Below are 12,922 nucleotides of genomic sequence, written 5' to 3' on the forward strand. Positions count from 1 at the left end.
CCGGGCAGGACAGGTGCTCACACCTCGGGGACGTACAGCGCCAGCGTCTGCGCGACGAGCGCCGGCTTGTCGACCCCCTCGATCTCGACGGTGACGGTCGAGGCCAGCCGCACGCCCTGGGCGACGGTCTCGGCGCCGGTGAGCTCCGTCGTCGCGCGGACGCGCGAGCCGACGGGCACGGGATGCAGGAAGCGCACCTTGTCCAGGCCGTAGTTCATCGCCATCGCGACGCCGCCCACCTCGACCAGCGACGACACCAGCCGGGGCAGCAGCGACAGGGTGAGGAACCCGTGCGCGATCGTCGTGCCGAACGGGCCGTCGGCGGCGCGCCACGGGTCGACGTGGATCCACTGGAGGTCCTCGGTGGCGTCCGCGAACGCGTCGATGCGCTCCTGCGCGATCGTGAACCACTCGCCCGTGGCCCGCTGCCCGACGGCGTCGGCCAGCGCGGCGGGGGAGGAGACCTGGATGGCCGCGGTCACGCCTTCGGCCCGCCGGCGACGTAGAGCACCTGGCCCGAGACGAACGACGCCTCCTCGGAGCAGAAGAACGCCACGGCGGCGGCGATGTCCTCCGGCCGGCCCACGCGGCCGACCGGCACGTCCTTGGCCGCCGCGGCGTGGAACTCCTCGGGCGTCATGCCGATGCGCTCGGCGGTCTCGGCGATCATGTCGGTGGCGATGACGCCGGGCGCCACGGCGTTGGCGGTGACGCCGAACTTGCCCAGCTCGATCGCGAGCGTCTTGGTGAACCCCTGCATGCCCGCCTTGGCGGCGGAGTAGTTCGCCTGGCCGCGGTTGCCGAGCGCGGACGTGCTGGACAGGTTGACGACGCGGCCCCAGCCCGCGGCGACCATGTGCGCCTGCACGGCCCGCGTCGCGACGAACGCGCCGCGCAGGTGCACGCGCAGCACGGCGTCCCAGTCGTCCTCGGACATCTTGAACAGCAGGTTGTCGCGCAGGATCCCGGCGTTGTTCACCAGGATCGTCGGCGCGCCGAGCTCGTCCGTCACGCGGGCGACGGCAGCCTCGACCGCCGGGGCGTCGGCCACGTCCACGCCGAGGCCGATCGCGCGCCCGCCGCCGGCGACGATGTCGGCGGCCGTCGCGGCGGCCTGCTCCTCCAGGAGGTCGAGGACGGCGACGGCGTGGCCGTCGGCGGCCAGGCGGCGGGCGGTCGCGGCCCCGATGCCGCGGGCGGCCCCGGTGACGACGGCGACGCGCGGGGTGGCGCGCGAGGTGGAGTCGGCGGTGGCGGTCATGCGGTGATCCTCTCGTCGAAGGTGATGAGCTGGCGCAGCTCGGCGCCGGCGGCGAGCCGGTCCAGGGCGGCCGGCAGGTCCTCGAGCCCGATGCGGGCCGAGACGAGTGATTCGAGCGGCAGGCGGCCCGCCCGCCAGAGGTCGACGTACCGCGGGACGTCGCGGCTCGGCACGGACGACCCGAGGTAGGAGCCCACGACCGTGCGGGCCTCGGCCGTCAGGGTCAGCGGCGCGACGGACGCGCGGGCGTCGGGGCCGGGCAGCCCGGCCGTCACGGTGGTGCCGCCGGGCGCGGTGAGCGCCAGCGCGGTCTCGAACGCGCGCGCCGACCCAGCGGCCTCGACGACGACGGGCGCCCGTGCGCCGTCGTCGAGAGCCATGGCAGGCGTGGCGGCCGCAGCGCCGAAGCCGCGCGCCAGCTCGAGCTTGGCGGGCACCGGGTCGACGCCGAGCACCTCGTGCCCCAGGGCGAGCGCGACGAGCAGCGCGGCCATCCCCACCCCGCCGAGCCCGACGACGGCCACGCGGTCGCCGGGAGCCGGGCGGCCGGCGTTGATCACGGCGCCGCCGCCGGTGAGGACCGCGCAGCCCAGCAGGGCGGCGACGTCGGCGGGCACGTCGTCGTCCACCGGGACCACGGAGGTGCGGTGCACGACGGTGTGGGTGGCGAAGGCGCTGACGCCCAGGTGGTGGTGGACGGGGGCGGAGCCGCGGCGCAGCCGCACCGCGCCGCCCACCAGGGTGCCGGCGGCGTTGGCGGCACTGCCGACCGTGCAGGGCAGCCGGCCGTCGGTGGCGCAGGCGGCGCAGCTCCCGCACCGCGGCAGGAACGTCAGGACGACGCGGCGGCCCGGGGCGACGTCCTCGACGCCCTCGCCGACCGCCTCCACGATCCCGGCGGCCTCGTGGCCGAGGAGCATGGGGACGGGGCGCTCGCGGCTGCCGTCCACGACGCTCAGGTCGGAGTGGCACAGCCCCGCGGCCTCGATGCGGACCAGGAGCTCGCCCGGCCCGGGCGGGTCGAGGTCGAGCGTGCTGGTGCGCAGCGCTCCGGAGGAGGCGTACGGCGGGGGTGCTCCGGTGCGGTCCAGCACGGCGCCCACGATCTGCACGGTCGACCTCCTCGTCGATGAGGGCCCCAGTCTGCTCCCGGGAGCCCGTCCACCCGACATACCGACTACGCGGTATGTCGGGAGCAGCGTACACGAGCGGGGAGTCCGTGCGGCCGACCTGCGCGGTTGACAGCGGCCGCCGCCGCGACGTCTACTGGCAGTGTTCGAACAGATGTTCGAACATGGTGATCGCGGTCGTGCCGTCGTCGGGCGGTCGTTGCTGGTCGTCGCTGGTCGTGGTCCGCCGGGCGTCGCCCGGCGCAGCTCGGGGGGAGGTCGCGTGACGGTCGTCGCCCCGCCGCGTACCGCGGCCCAGCCGCTGTCCGACCGCCCGGTCGACCGGGCCGCCGTCGCGCGGGCCGCGCTGCGGGCGGCGGAGCAGCGCACCTCTCCCCGCGCCGCCCCCCGCACCGGCGAGCGCCTCGGCGGCGGCCGCGCGACGGTGCCGGGCGGCCGCCTGCTGCCGGTGCACCCGGGGTTGTCGGCCCTCCTGCCCGACGGCGGGCTGGCCGCGGGCACGGTGCTCGCCGTCCGCGGCTCGACGACGCTCCTGCTCGCGCTGCTGGCGGAGGCGTCGCGGTCCGGGGCGTGGGTCGCGCTCGTCGGGGCGCCGGGCGTCGGGATGCTGGCCGCCGCGGACGCCGGGGTCGCGCTCGGGCGGACCGTGCTCGTCCCCGCCCCGGGCCCGGACGCGCCGGCGGCCCTCGCCGCGCTGCTCGACGGGATGGACGTGGTGGTCGTCGGCCCGGGCGCCGCCCTGCTCGACTCCGACCGGCGCCGCCTGGCAGCGCGCGCCCGGGAGCGGGGCGCGGTGCTGGTGGCGCAGGCGTCGTGGCCCGGCGCGCACGTCACCCTCGACGCGCGGGGCGGCACCTGGTCCGGCGTCGACCACGGGGCGGGCTGGCTGCGCCGCCGCACCCTGCGCGTGCGGCGCACCGGTCGCGGGGCCGCCGCCCGGCCCGTCGAGGTCGAGGTGGACGTGCCGCTGCGGGTGGAGCGCGTGGTCGGCGGCCCCGACGCGGTGGGCACGGCACCGGGCGCCGGCGTGCTCGCCGGTGCGCACGACCCCGCAGCGCCGGCTCGGCTGCGGGTGGCGTGATGGCGGGCGGGAAGGCCTCGTCCGGGGCGGCCCCGGCCGGGGCGACCTCGCGGACGGCCGTGCTGTGGGTCCCGGACTGGCCGGTGGTGGCGGCGCTGGCGGGCGCCGGCCTGGACGCGCACGTCCCCGCGGCGGTGCTCGGCGCCCGGTCGGGCGGCGGGGCGGGTGCGGGGCACACCGTCGTGGCCGTCTCCGCCGTCGCCCGCGCCCAGGGGGTGCGGCGCGGGATGCGGCGTCGGCAGGCGCAGGAGCGGTGCCCCGAGGTGGCGCTGCTGGCGGCCGACGACGCCCGCGACGCGCGGGAGTTCGAGCCGGTGGCGCTCGCGGCCGAGACGGTGGTGGCGGGCCTGGAGGTGGCCCGCCCGGGGCTGCTCCTGCTGCCGGCGGGCGGGGCGGCGCGCTACCACGGCTCCGAGCTCGCGCTGGCGCAGGCCCTGGTGGGCGCCGTCGCCGCGCGCACCGGGCACGAGAGCCAGGTGGGCGTCGCCGACGGGCTGCTCGCGGCGGTGCTCGCCGCCCGCGAGGACGCCGTCGTGCCCCCGGGAGGGTCCGCGGCGTTCCTCTCGGACCGCCCGGTGGGGGAGCTGGTGCACGCCGTCTGCGACCCGGCCGGGGTGGCCGCCGTCCGGGAGGCGGCCGGGCTGTGGTGGCGGCTCGGCCTGCGCACCCTCGGCGACCTGGCGGCCCTGCCCGCCGCGAGCGTGCAGGCGCGGTTCGGCGACCTCGGCGCCTGGGCGCAGCGGCTGGCCCGCGGCGACGACCTGCGCCCGCCGGCGCGACGTCGCATCGAGGAGGACCTGGCCGTCGCGGAGGAGCTCGACCCGCCCGCGCTGCGGGTCGACGTCGCGACCTTCGCCGCGCGCCGCCTGGCCACCGCGCTGCACGACCTGCTCGCCGTGCGCGGGCTGGCCTGCGGGCGGCTGCGGATCACCGCGCGCACGGCGGGCGTCGACCTCGGCGGGGACGACGTCGGCGGGGCCGTGGGCGGGGACGGCGAGGGCGCCGTGCTGGAGCGCGTGTGGCGCACGGACGACGCCGCGGCCGGCGGGATGAGCGCGGCGCGGATCACGGACCGCGTGCGGTGGCAGCTCGAGGGCTGGTTGACCGCGGCGTCCACCCGGCGCGGGGGTGAGGCCGACCCGATCGTCGCGCCGATCGCGCACCTGGCGCTGGCGGCGGAGGACGTCGTCCCGGCGACCACCCACCAGCCGGGCCTGTGGGGCGCGGACGCGGGCGAGGGGGAACGTGCCCGGCGGGCGCTCGGGCGGGTGCAGGGCCTGCTCGGCGGGCACGCCGTGCTCACGGTGGAGCTGCAGGGCGGCCGCGGGCCCCGCGACCGGGTGCGGCTCGTGCCCTTCGGCACGGAGGGGGGCGCGGGTCGCGACCCCGGGCTGCCCTGGCCGGGCGCCCTGCCCAGCCCCGCGCCCGCCGGGCTGCCGGACGACCCGGTGCCCGCTCGGGTGCTCGACGCCGCGGGGCACGACGTCGTCGTGGACGCCCGGCTCGCGATGAGCGGCGAGCCCGCCGCCGTCGCGTGCGGGGACACGGGCGGGAGCAGGGGGCCGGTCGCGGTGACGGGATGGGCGGGTCCCTGGCCGCTCGCCGAGCGCTGGTGGTCCGGGGGCGGGGGCGCGCGCCGCGTCTACCTGCAGGCGGTGCTCGACGACGGGCGGGCGCTGCTGCTGGCGCAGACCGGCGGCGTGTGGCAGGTGGAGGCGTTCTATGACTGAGGCGGAGGTGCAGCGGAGGGTGGGGGCCGAGGGACGAGGTGCGCGCCAGGAGCGGAACCGCAGTCTCGGTCATCAGAGGGCGACGACTGAGCGGACGACCGGCGGGTACGCCGAGCTGCACGCCCACTCGGCGTTCAGCTTCCTCGACGGCGCGTCCCACCCGGAGGAGCTGGCGGCCGAGGGCGCGCGCCTCGGGCTGGAGGCGCTGGCCCTGACCGACCACGACGGGCTGTACGGGGTGGTGCGCTTCGCGGAGGCCGCGCGGAAGGTGGGGCTGCCCACGGTCTTCGGGGCCGAGCTGCACCTGCCGGCTCCCGCGACCCCCGGCGCGGCGCCGGGCACCGCCGGGAGCCGGCCGGTGCTCGACCCGCCCACCGGCGTCCCCGACCCGCGCGCCACCCACCTGCTGGTGCTGGCGCGCGGCGACCAGGGCTACCGCAACCTGTCCCGCGCGATCGCGACCGCCCACCTGGAGGCGGGGGTCAAGGGCAAGGCCCGGTACGACCTCGAGGGCCTCGGGGCCGAGGCCAGCGGCGAGTGGCTCGTGCTCACCGGGTGCCGCAAGGGGGCCGTCCGACGCGCGCTCACCGCCCCCGCGGGCGGCGTCGACGCGGCGCGGCGCGAGCTCGACCTGCTGGTCGCCACGTTCGGCCGCGACAACGTGGCCGTCGAGCTGACCGCGACCGGGGACCCGCGGGACGCCGACCTGCACGACGCGCTCGTCGGCCTGGCCCACGACGCGCGCCTGCCGGTCGTCGCGACCGCGAACGCGCACTACGCCCGCCCGCGCGACGCCGACCTGGCGGGCGCGCTCGCCGCCGTGCGGGCGCGCTCCTCGCTGGACGGCCTGGACGGCTGGCTGCCCGGTGCCCCGGTCGCACACCTGCGCTCGGCCGCCGAGATGCGGGCGCTGCACCGGCGCCACCCGCGGGCCGTCTCCACGGCGGCGGGGCTCGCGGCGGAGTGCGCCTTCGACCTGCGCCTGGTGGCGCCGGACCTGCCCCCCTACCCGGTGCCGGACGGGCACGACGAGGCCAGCTGGCTGCGCGAGCTGGTGCGGCGGGGCGCCACCGACCGGTACGGGCCGCGCCCCGCCCCCGGCGTCCCCGGTGACGAGCGCGCCTGGGCGCAGATCGACCACGAGCTGCGCGTCATCGAGGAGCTGACCTTCCCCGGGTACTTCCTCGTCGTCTACGACCTCGTGGAGTTCTGCCGCCGGGAGGGCATCCTGTGCCAGGGGCGCGGGAGCGCCGCCAACTCGGCGGTCTGCTACGCGCTCGGCATCACCGCGGTCGACGCCGTGAAGCACGGCCTGCTGTTCGAGCGCTTCCTCGCGCCCGAGCGCGACGGCCCGCCGGACATCGACATCGACATCGAGTCCGGGCGCCGCGAGGAGGTCATCCAGCACGTCTACGCGACGTTCGGGCGCACGCACGCGGCGCAGGTCGCGAACGTCATCTCCTACCGGCCGCGATCGGCCGTGCGCGACGCGGCCCGCGCGCTCGGCTACGACGTCGGGCAGCAGGACGCCTGGAGCAAGTCCATCGAGCGCTGGGGGTCGCTGCGCGGGCCGGACCCGGCCAGCCCGGCGGCCGACGCCGCGGCCGGGGCCGCGCGGGCGGCGGCGGGCGCACCGGAGAACCGGACGGCGGCCAAGGACGCGCGCGTGGCCGCGCTGTGGGGGCCGGCGGAGACGCTCCCGGACGGACAGCTCGGACAGGGAGGACAGGGAGGACAGGGCGGGGGCCGCGCCGACCGCCCGCACGCGGGTCACCAGCCGGGGCGCGGCCGCCGCGACTGGTCGCCGACGCTCGGCCAGCTCGGCCACCGGCAGGGCCCCCGGCCCGACGGCGACGAGGGCCGCCGGCGGGTCGTGGACCCGCTCGCGACGGACGAGGGCGAGGTGCGCCGCGCCGACGACGCCCACGACGTCGTGCCCGCGCAGCGCCCCCCGTCGGCGCAGGAGGAGGGGCAGATCCCCGGCCCGGTGCTCGACCTGGCCGAGCGCATGCTGCGCCTGCCGCGCCACCTGGGCATCCACTCCGGCGGGATGGTCATGTGCGACCGCCCGGTGATCGAGGTCTGCCCCGTGGAGTGGGCGCGGATGGAGGGGCGCACGGTGCTGCAGTGGGACAAGGAGGACTGCGCGGACGCCGGGCTGGTGAAGTTCGACCTGCTGGGTCTGGGGATGCTCACCGCCATCCGGTACGCGTTCGACTCGATCGAGGCGCACACCGGCGAGCGGCTCACGCTGCACGGCCTGCCCGACGACGACCCGGCGGTCTACGACCTGCTGTGCGCCGCCGACACGGTCGGGGTGTTCCAGGTGGAGTCGCGCGCCCAGATGGCCACCCTGCCGCGCCTGCAGCCGCGGACGTTCTACGACATCGTCATCGAGGTCGCGCTCATCCGGCCCGGTCCCATCCAGGGCGGCTCCGTGCACCCGTACATCGAGCGGGCGCGGGGCAGGGAGAAGGTGACGTACCTGCACCCGCTGCTGGAGAGCTCCCTCGGCAAGACCAAGGGGGTGCCGCTGTTCCAGGAGCAGCTCATGCAGATGGCGATCGACGTGGCCGGCTTCACCCCTGCCGAGTCCGACCGGCTGCGCCGGGCGATGGGCTCCAAGCGGTCGGTCGAGCGGATGGAGGCCCTGCGCGGGCGCCTCATGGAGGGGATGCGGGCGAAGGGGGTGGACGACCCGGCCGTGCGCGAGGAGATCTACGACAAGCTCAAGGCGTTCGCCGACTTCGGGTTCCCCGAGTCGCACGCCTACTCGTTCGCCTACCTCGTGTACGCGAGCTCCTGGCTCAAGGTGCACCATCCCGCCGCGTTCTACGCCGGCCTCCTGGCCGCGCAGCCCATGGGGTTCTACTCGCCGCAGTCGCTGGCCGCCGACGCGCGCCGGCACGGGGTGCAGGTGCTGCGGCCGGACGTCAACGCCTCCCGCGCGCTGGCCTGCGTGGAGCGTTCGGCGGAAGGCGGGGACGACGGCTCCGCCCGCGAGAATGATTCGGTCGCTTCGCTCCCTCGGCTCTCGCGGGCGGAACCGCCGTCCCCGCCTTCCGAGCATGACGATTTCGGGCCGGCGCCCGACCCGGCGCTGGCCGTCCGGCTGGGGTTGTCGGCGGTGCGGAGCATCGGGGACGACCTGGCCGAGCAGATGGTCGCGGAGCGGGAGGAGCGGGGCCCGTTCCGCGACCTGCGCGACCTGGCCCGCCGGGTCGGGCTCAGCACCGCCCAGCTGGAGGCGCTCGCGACCGCCGGGGCCACGGAGGGCCTCGGCGCCGGACGTCGGGAGGCGCTGTGGGCGGCCGGGGCGCTCGGCCAGGAGGGGCCGGGCACGTTGCCGGGAGTGTCCGTGGGGGTCGACGCCCCGACGCTGCCGGGCATGACCCCGGTCGAGACGGACGTCGCCGACGCCTGGGCCACGGGCATCACGCCCGGCTCGACGTCGCCGCTGGAGCACGTGCGCGACGGGCTGGAGCGGGCGGGGGTGCTCACCGTCGCCGGGGTGTGCGCCACGGAGCCCGGCCGGCGGGTGGCGGTGGGCGGCGTCGTGACGCACCGGCAGCGCCCGGGCACGGCGGGCGGCGTGACGTTCCTGTCGCTCGAGGACGAGACGGGGCTGCTCAACGTCATCTGCACGGCGGGGCTGTGGCGCCGCTTCCGGACCGTGGCGCGCGGCGCCCCCGCGATGGTGGTCCGGGGCCGGGTGGAGAGTGCCGACGGGGCGGTCAACCTGCTCGCGGAGCACCTCGCGCCGCTGCGGCTGCCCGTGGCGACCCGGTCGCGGGACTTCCGGTGACCACACGCCCCGCGGGCGGCGGGCCGGTCCGGTGCCTAGCCTGGCGGGCATGATCTCCGGGCTCCGGGTCGCTCCGGCCGGGGCAGACCGGTTCGACGACGTGGTGACGATGCTCAACCCGCGCGGCCGGCCGCAGGCGTGCTGGTGCCTGCACTGGCGCCAGCCGCGCGGGCTGCCCGCCGACGGGCGTCGCGACCACCTGCGCGACCTGACCGGCCGGACCCCGGCACCCGGGCTCCTCGCGCTCCTCCCCGACCCGGGACGTGGCGACGAGACGGTCGTGGGATGGGTGGGCCTCGCGCCGGTGTCCGCGTCGTCGTCGCTCCAGCACAGCCGGGTGCTGCCTCGCGTCGACCCCGCCGAGTGGCCGACGACGTGGGCCGTGATGTGCTTCGTCGTCCGGCCCGGGTACCGCCGCCGCGGCGTCGCCCGAGCCCTCCTGGCCGCGTCCGTGGACTACGCCCGCGACCACGGGGCGCACGCCGTCCAGGGGTTCCCGGTGGAGCCCGAGCCGGGGCGCCGCGTCCCGGTCGGCGCGGCGTTCGTGGGCACGGTGGGCCTGTTCGAGTCCGTGGGCTTCGACCGGGTCGGCGACACGTCCGCGACGAGCGGCCGCCTGCCGCGGTGGGTCATGCGCCGGGAGCTGCTCCCTTGACCGACCGGGTCGTGGACGGCCCGGCTCAGCCCGTCCTGTCCGCGGCGTCCTCCTCGCGGGGGCTCGTGGCGCGGCGTCGGGCCCGCCGGCCGCGGGCGACCTCGGTCTCGAGGGCGTCGAGCGGCTGGGCGAACGGGTCGCCGAAGCGCGCCAGCCACAGGCGCACGACGTCGAGCCCGGCGTCGTCGACGGCGTAGAGACGGCGCGCGCCCTCGGCCCGGACGGTGACGAGACGCGCGTCCCGCAGCACCCGCAGGTGCTGCGAGACGGCCGGCTGCGAGATGCGGGTCTCCGCGCGCAGGGCGTCGACGAGCGCGCCCGCGGGTCGCTCGCCGCCGGCGAGCAGCTCGAGCAGGCGCCGCCGCACGGGGTCGCCCAGAGCCTCGAACGGACCCCGCGGCAGGGCTTCGACGGGGCCGCGCGGCGCGGGCCGTGCGACCCCCAGGGCCTCGGGGGCTGCCCCCGCCGACGCCGCGGCGCGCGGCATCAGGCCTCCGGCACCGTGGTGTAGAAGGCGACCGTGCGCTCGGCCGCCGCGCGGGCGGCGTCCGGGTCGTCCCCGTCGGCGATCGCGGCGTCGGCCCAGCCCGCGGCGGCGAGCCGGGAGAACGCGACGCCCTCGGGCGAGAGCGACCAGGCCTCCGCGGCCTTCGGGTCGATCGCGCCGGTCGGGTCCGCGACGTGCAGCCCCAGCCCGACGAGGCCGAGGTCCCAGCCGACGCCGGTGGCGCCCGGGCCGTACTGGTCCCAGAGCTCCTGGGGGACGACGGCCTCGTGCACGAGCTCGAGGACGGTGCTGTCGCCGTCGTCCGTCAGGGCGACGGTCAGCCACGAGACGGAGCCGCCGAACTCCCAGGTGACGGCGAAGCTCGCGGGGGCGTCGCAGCGCTCGACGATGCCTCCGGCATTCCCCTCGAGCTGGTAGCGCCCGCCGACGGTCAGGTCGCCGCTGACGGGCAGGAACCAGCGGGGGATGCGTGCGGCGGAGGTGACGGCGTCCCACAGGTCGTCACGGTCCGTGGCGTAGGCGCGGCGGGCGACGGCGATCTTCGTGGGCGTGCCGTCCCGCTCGCCGGTGCGGATCTCCCGCGCCACGAGCCCCGCGGTGGCGACCGGGTCGATGGTGATGGTCATGGCGACTCCTTGATATAAGCGGACGCTTATATATAACCACGTGCCGACGCCCGGGGGAAGAGGCGGACGGCGTCAGTCCAGGGGAGCGACGACGCAGATCTCGAAGGTCCCGCGTCCGCGCCGCAGGAGGTAGCGGCACCTCTCGTCGGCGATCTCGGCGGCGAGCTCGTCCCGGTACGACCAGCGGACCTCGATCCACAGCAGGGCCCAGCCGACCTCCTCGACGGCCACGAGCTCGGGCAGCGCCGCGACGGCCTCGCGTGCCCGCGGGGCGGCCGGGCGCTGCCTCCACAGGCCGAGCACGTCCTCGGGGGCCGTGAGGACGGTCGAGCCCTCCTGGTCGACGAGGAGGGCGGGCAGGTCGTAGCGGTCGGTGACCGCCTCGAGGTCCTCCGCGCCGAGGACCAGGCCCAGGTCCGCGAGGAAGGAGGCGAGCGCCTCGCCGTCGTACGAGCCCGTCGGATCCGCCATCCGATCACGGTAGCCCCGTGGCATGATCGGCGCCCATGAGCCGCCGTCACGCGCGAGCCCTGGCGCCCGCCGTCGTCGCCCTGCTGGCCGTGGGCCTGTCCGCGAGCGGGTGCGCCGACCCGGCCGGGGGTTCCGGGCCGTCGTCGTCCGGCGTCTGGGACGCCCCCGCGACCGGCGAGCAGGTCGCCGAGGCGGCCGAGCTCTGGGGTGCCGCCCCGCAGTACGTGCTGACGACGGCGGCTGACGGGTTCGAGGCGGTGCCGTCCGCCGCCGGGGTCTTCGGCGCCGACGGCTTCTCCGTCCAGTTCGGCGGCCGGGCCGGGCACACGTTCATGTTCTCGGCCGTCGAGGGAGCGATGACCGCGGACGACTGCGCGACCGTCGCGGTCATGGACGTCGGCGGGGGCGAGGTCGGCGGGCCCGTGACGTGCGTCGAGGAGGACGGGGCGCTCCGCAGGACGGCCGGGGACGCGGAGGAGTACGCCGTCGTGCGCGACGGCGTACTCGTGCGGGTCTCCGGGAGCTCCGCCGACCACGAGGCGCTGCGCGAGGCGGCCGGGAACGTCCACGTGCCGACGAGCGGCGAGCTCGCCGCGCTCGTCGAGGTCACGCCCGTGGATCCCGGCACCGTGGAGCGCGGCGACCTGCCGCCCTGCGACGGCGCTCCGGACAACTCCGTCGACGCGGGCGGCTGACGGGCGCCGTCACCAGGCCTGGGCGAAGACATCGGCGAACAGCACGTCCGGGTCCGCGTCGAGGCCGCGGGACGCGAACCACGTGCACACGTTCCGGCAGTCGCGGTGCAGCAGCTCCGCGCCGAACGGGTTCGCCACGAGGTCCACGACCTGGGGCAGGTCGATGATCACGAGGCGGCCGCCGTCGTCCGGCGTGCCGTCCTCGCCGGTGCCGTCGACCAGGATGTTGTACGGCGACAGGTCGCCGTGCGCCCACCCGAGCCGTGCGATGACGCCCATCCCGTGCCGCAGCTGTTCGAACCAGTCGGCGAGGAGCGACGGGTCGGGGCGGGTGCGGGCGAGGCGCGGCGCGGCCTCGACCGTGCCGTCCGCCGACTCGCGGCCGACGAACTCGAGCAGCAGCTCGGTGCCGTCGATCTGCACGGGGTAGGGCACGGGGGCGCCGGCGTCCCACAGGCGGGACAGGGCGAGGAACTCGGCGTCCGCCCACTGGGTCGCGGCGACGGCCTTGCCCCACGAGGACTTGCGGTCCTCGATGGCGCGCTGGTCGCGGGTGCGGCGCACGCGCCGCCCGTCGGTGTACTCGCCGTCCCGGTGGAACTGGCGGTGGTCGCGACCGCGGTACCGCTTGGCGGCCAGCAGGCTGCGACGGGTCGGGTCGTCGGGCACGGCGCGCTCGACGAGGAAGACGTCCGCCTCCTTGCCGGTCTTGAGCACGCCGAGCTCGGTGTCGAGCGCGGCGTCGGCGGTGACGACCCAGTCGGGACGGGGCTCGGGGCCGCGTTGGCCCTTGGTGACGGCGGTCCAGGTGGACCACCGCTGGTCGGGGCCGGGCTCCACGGGGAGCTCGACGCCGAGGTCTGCCTCGAAGGAACCGGGGGATGAGGCGGGGGAGAAGGGGAAGGTCGAGGGGGTGTGCTGGTGCACGCGAGACTCCTGCTCAGGTCGAGGAGCTCGGGC

12 protein-coding genes are annotated in these 12,922 nt (G+C 77.4%); 5 read left to right on the top strand and 7 right to left on the bottom strand.

Translation table 11 applies throughout. From position 1 onward, the window contains the following. Positions 1-17: 17 nt before the first annotated feature. Genes ACFVS0_RS14680 through ACFVS0_RS14690 form a run of 3 tightly spaced genes read right to left on the bottom strand, consistent with a single transcriptional unit; the run spans position 18 to position 2,373 of the window. On the bottom strand, positions 18-482 hold the full coding sequence (locus tag ACFVS0_RS14680; RefSeq protein ID WP_430588364.1) for a MaoC family dehydratase: 465 nt from the start codon (positions 480-482) through the stop codon (positions 18-20). Further along, positions 479-1,261 (bottom strand): 3-oxoacyl-ACP reductase FabG, encoded by a 783-nt coding sequence (fabG, locus tag ACFVS0_RS14685; protein WP_430588365.1) that lies wholly within the window; start codon positions 1,259-1,261, stop codon positions 479-481. Before fabG ends, ACFVS0_RS14680 begins: the two co-directional genes overlap by 4 nt. Beyond that, positions 1,258-2,373: an alcohol dehydrogenase catalytic domain-containing protein gene (locus ACFVS0_RS14690; RefSeq protein WP_430586561.1), complete on the bottom strand. Its 1,116-nt coding sequence runs from the start codon at positions 2,371-2,373 to the stop codon at positions 1,258-1,260. The genes fabG and ACFVS0_RS14690 overlap by 4 nt, the downstream gene beginning before the upstream one ends. Positions 2,374-2,653: 280 nt before the next feature. On the opposite strand from ACFVS0_RS14690, the gene ACFVS0_RS14695 reads away from it, so the two are divergent. Genes ACFVS0_RS14695 through ACFVS0_RS14710 form a run of 4 tightly spaced genes read left to right on the top strand, consistent with a single transcriptional unit; the run spans position 2,654 to position 9,662 of the window. Beyond that, a complete protein-coding gene (locus ACFVS0_RS14695; protein WP_430588366.1) occupies positions 2,654-3,472 on the top strand; it encodes a hypothetical protein in 819 nt (272 codons plus the stop codon). Next, entirely contained in the window at positions 3,472-5,202 is a 1,731-nt protein-coding gene (locus ACFVS0_RS14700; RefSeq protein ID WP_430586559.1) for a DNA polymerase Y family protein, read from the top strand. Before ACFVS0_RS14695 ends, ACFVS0_RS14700 begins: the two co-directional genes overlap by 1 nt. Beyond that, positions 5,195-9,007: an error-prone DNA polymerase gene (locus ACFVS0_RS14705; protein ID WP_430588367.1), complete on the top strand. Its 3,813-nt coding sequence runs from the start codon at positions 5,195-5,197 to the stop codon at positions 9,005-9,007. The genes ACFVS0_RS14700 and ACFVS0_RS14705 overlap by 8 nt, the downstream gene beginning before the upstream one ends. A 49-nt stretch (positions 9,008-9,056) precedes the next feature. Beyond that, the gene (locus ACFVS0_RS14710; protein ID WP_430551819.1) at positions 9,057-9,662 is read left to right on the top strand and encodes a GNAT family N-acetyltransferase; all 606 of its coding nucleotides are present in this window, start codon (positions 9,057-9,059) and stop codon (positions 9,660-9,662) included. 25 nt (positions 9,663-9,687) lie between these two features. On the opposite strand, the gene ACFVS0_RS14715 is transcribed toward ACFVS0_RS14710, so the two are convergent. The 3 genes from ACFVS0_RS14715 to ACFVS0_RS14725 form a co-directional block, all read right to left on the bottom strand. Beyond that, positions 9,688-10,149 carry an ArsR/SmtB family transcription factor gene (locus ACFVS0_RS14715; protein ID WP_430551820.1) on the bottom strand — a complete coding sequence of 154 codons (462 nt, stop codon included), beginning with the start codon at positions 10,147-10,149 and terminating at the stop codon, positions 9,688-9,690. Continuing rightward, positions 10,149-10,796 (bottom strand): SRPBCC family protein, encoded by a 648-nt coding sequence (locus ACFVS0_RS14720; protein WP_430551821.1) that lies wholly within the window; start codon positions 10,794-10,796, stop codon positions 10,149-10,151. The genes ACFVS0_RS14715 and ACFVS0_RS14720 overlap by 1 nt, the downstream gene beginning before the upstream one ends. 72 nt (positions 10,797-10,868) lie before the next feature. Further along, positions 10,869-11,267, bottom strand: a complete 399-nt coding sequence (locus ACFVS0_RS14725; protein ID WP_430588368.1) for a hypothetical protein — start codon at positions 11,265-11,267, stop codon at positions 10,869-10,871. A 35-nt stretch (positions 11,268-11,302) separates the two neighbouring features. Between ACFVS0_RS14725 and ACFVS0_RS14730 the strand changes: the two genes are divergently transcribed. Then, positions 11,303-11,962, top strand: coding sequence for a hypothetical protein (locus tag ACFVS0_RS14730; protein ID WP_430588369.1), 660 nt, complete (start codon positions 11,303-11,305; stop codon positions 11,960-11,962). A gap of 9 nt (positions 11,963-11,971) precedes the next feature. Here the strand turns inward: ACFVS0_RS14730 and ACFVS0_RS14735 are convergent, their stop codons facing one another. Beyond that, positions 11,972-12,889, bottom strand: coding sequence for a serine protein kinase RIO (locus ACFVS0_RS14735; protein ID WP_430588370.1), 918 nt, complete (start codon positions 12,887-12,889; stop codon positions 11,972-11,974). Between the last annotated feature and the right edge of the window lie 33 nt (positions 12,890-12,922).

The organism is Isoptericola sp. NPDC058082 (genome assembly GCF_042885055.1).
Classification (GTDB): domain Bacteria; phylum Actinomycetota; class Actinomycetes; order Actinomycetales; family Cellulomonadaceae; genus Isoptericola.

What these genes read in the sequence shown, in the direction of transcription:
- fabG (WP_430588365.1), bottom strand. Translation starts at nt 1,261, where the DNA reads ATGACCGCCACCGCCGACTCCACCTCGCGCGCCACCCCGCGCGTCGCC.
- ACFVS0_RS14700 (WP_430586559.1), top strand. Translation starts at nt 3,472, where the DNA reads ATGGCGGGCGGGAAGGCCTCGTCCGGGGCGGCCCCGGCCGGGGCGACC.
- ACFVS0_RS14705 (WP_430588367.1), top strand. Translation starts at nt 5,195, where the DNA reads ATGACTGAGGCGGAGGTGCAGCGGAGGGTGGGGGCCGAGGGACGAGGT.
- ACFVS0_RS14710 (WP_430551819.1), top strand. Translation starts at nt 9,057, where the DNA reads ATGATCTCCGGGCTCCGGGTCGCTCCGGCCGGGGCAGACCGGTTCGAC.
- ACFVS0_RS14715 (WP_430551820.1), bottom strand. Translation starts at nt 10,149, where the DNA reads ATGCCGCGCGCCGCGGCGTCGGCGGGGGCAGCCCCCGAGGCCCTGGGG.
- ACFVS0_RS14720 (WP_430551821.1), bottom strand. Translation starts at nt 10,796, where the DNA reads ATGACCATCACCATCGACCCGGTCGCCACCGCGGGGCTCGTGGCGCGG.
- ACFVS0_RS14725 (WP_430588368.1), bottom strand. Translation starts at nt 11,267, where the DNA reads ATGGCGGATCCGACGGGCTCGTACGACGGCGAGGCGCTCGCCTCCTTC.
- ACFVS0_RS14730 (WP_430588369.1), top strand. Translation starts at nt 11,303, where the DNA reads ATGAGCCGCCGTCACGCGCGAGCCCTGGCGCCCGCCGTCGTCGCCCTG.